A 1990-nucleotide genomic window follows, 5' to 3' on the forward strand; every position below is an offset into this window, starting at 1 on the left:
CGCTGCATCTTAACAGCGATTTCAATTTCACTGAGTCTCGGGTGGAGACAGCTTGGCCATCGTTACACCATTCGTGCAGGTCGGAACTTACCCGACAAGGAATTTCGCTACCTTAGGACCGTTATAGTTACGGCCGCCGTTTACCGGGGCTTCGATCAAGAGCTTCGCATACGCTAACCCCATCAATTAACCTTCCGGCACCGGGCAGGTGTCATACCCTATACGTCCACTTTCGTGTTTGCAGAGTACTGTGTTTTTAATAAACAGTCGCAGCCAACTGGTATCTTCGGCCGACCTCAGCTTACAGAGCAAGTCTGATCACCAAAATCGGCGTACCTTCTCCCGAAGTTACGGTACCATTTTGCCTAGTTCCTTCACCCGAGTTCTCTCAAGCGCCTTGGTATTCTCTACCTGACCACCTGTGTCGGTTTGGGGTACGGTTCCTATATATCTGAAGCTTAGAGGTTTTTCCTGGAAGCAGAGCATCAACCACTTCAATCTCTAAAAGAGATCTCGTCATCAGTTCTCAGCCTTAAGGACCCGGATTTGCCTAAGTCCTCAGCCTACAACCTTAAACATGGACAACCGTCGCCATGCTGGTTTAGCTTTCTCCGTCTCCCCATCGCAATATATACAAGTACAGGAATATTAACCTGTTTCCCATCGACTACGCTTCTCAGCCTCGCCTTAGGGGCCGACTCACCCTGCGCCGATTAACGTTGCGCAGGAACCCTTGGTCTTCCGGCGAGGGGGTTTTTCACCCCCTTTGTCGTTACTCATGTCAGCATTCGCACTTCTGATACCTCCACCCAACTTCTCAATTGAGCTTCATCAGCTTACAGAACGCTCCTCTACCATATCTAAAAGATATCCGCAGCTTCGGTGTACAGTTTGAGCCCCGTTAAATCTTCCGCGCAGGCCGACTCGACTAGTGAGCTATTACGCTTTCTTTAAAGGATGGCTGCTTCTAAGCCAACCTCCTAGCTGTCTAAGCCTTCCCACATCGTTTCCCACTTAACTGTAACTTTGGGACCTTAGCTGGCGGTCTGGGTTGTTGCCCTCTCCACGACGGACGTTAGCACCCGCCGTGTGTCTCCCGTGATCGCACTCCTGGGTATTCGGAGTTTGCATGGGGTTGGTAAGTCGGGATGACCCCCTAGCCCAAACAGTGCTCTACCCCCCAGGGTGATACACGAGGCGCTACCTAAATAGCTTTCGAGGAGAACCAGCTATCTCCGAGTTTGATTAGCCTTTCACTCCTAGCCACAAGTCATCCCCTCATTTTTCAACATAAGTGGGTTCGGTCCTCCAATCAGTGTTACCTGATCTTCAACCTGCTCATGGCTAGATCACTCGGTTTCGGGTCTAATCCTAGCAACTAAACGCCCTATTAAGACTCGGTTTCCCTACGGCTCCCCTATACGGTTAACCTTGCTACTAAAATTAAGTCGCTGACCCATTATACAAAAGGTACGCAGTCACAGAACAAGTCTGCTCCCACTGCTTGTACGCATACGGTTTCAGGATCTATTTCACTCCCCTCACAGGGGTTCTTTTCGCCTTTCCCTCACGGTACTGGTTCACTATCGGTCAGTCAGGAGTATTTAGCCTTGGAGGATGGTCCCCCCATCTTCAGACAAGATAACACGTGTCCCGTCCTACTTAATATGTGACTATTGAATCTTCGTGTACGGGGCTATCACCCACTATGGCCGCACTTCCCAGAGCGTTCCACTAATTCAATAATCATCGGCTAATCCCCGTTCGCTCGCCGCTACTAAGGGAATCTCGGTTGATTTCTTTTCCTCCGGGTACTTAGATGTTTCAGTTCTCCGGGTTTGCTTCTTACACCTATGTATTCAGTGCAAGATATCTAACTTATGTTAGATGGGTTTCCCCATTCGGAAATCGTTGGGTCAAAGCTTGTTTACCAGCTTACCAACGCTTATCGCAGGTTACTACGTCCTTCATCGCCTCTGACTGCCAAGGC

Annotated in this window: 1 rRNA gene; it reads right to left on the reverse strand. The window is 49.6% G+C overall.

Annotated elements, in window-relative coordinates:
* Positions 1-1990, reverse strand: a 23S ribosomal RNA gene (locus tag A3757_RS03430); the annotation flags it as partial.

This window comes from Oleiphilus sp. HI0117, from assembly GCF_001635235.1.